The 505-nt window shown below is 64.6% G+C and carries 1 protein-coding gene; it reads right to left on the reverse strand.

The window, feature by feature from the left end; translation table 11 throughout:
• Window positions 1–47: 47 nt before the first annotated feature.
• Window positions 48–314: a hypothetical protein gene (locus tag JMJ56_RS34655; protein WP_236039085.1), complete on the reverse strand. Its 267-nt coding sequence runs from the start codon at window positions 312–314 to the stop codon at window positions 48–50.
• Window positions 315–505: the final 191 nt, after the last annotated feature.

Here is a 505-nt window from a genome sequence, read left to right on the forward strand (position 1 = left end):
CGGGCAAAGCGGAGCAGTTCATTGTCCATGATCTCCAAAGTGGGACTTCAGGCCTCATCCTGCCCGGATAGGCTCGCGACAGAGCAAGACGCTCTTAGCGGAAGCGGTTCTATAAGCTGTGGCAATCCGAAGAGAGACGAAGCTTCGCCGTCGAGGATCGCCTCCACGATCTCCGGCGCCAGCAGCGTCAGGCGGAGCAGCGACCCCAGATACCCCCGCTCAATCTGCTCCGCCGCCGCCATCTCGCTGATGGACGCGTACCTCTCCTCGTCCAGCAGCCGCTGGTACCGGAACGCTCGGGCAGGCGCCTTCACCAGCGTCGGGTCCGCACGCGTGGCGACAACCGGGCCACCTTACTGCACCGGGGTTACCACCGCCTTCCGCCCCGGCCGACGTCAAACAGCGAGCGGCACCCGGACCGTGATGTCGGTGGCCACGCGAACTCGGGCGTCCGGAACCAATTCCGATCGACCAACCCGAAGGCGACCTTTGTGCCTTTTCGCAT

It is taken from the genome of Belnapia arida, assembly GCF_016773205.1.
Classification (GTDB): Bacteria; Pseudomonadota; Alphaproteobacteria; order Acetobacterales; family Acetobacteraceae; genus Belnapia; species Belnapia arida.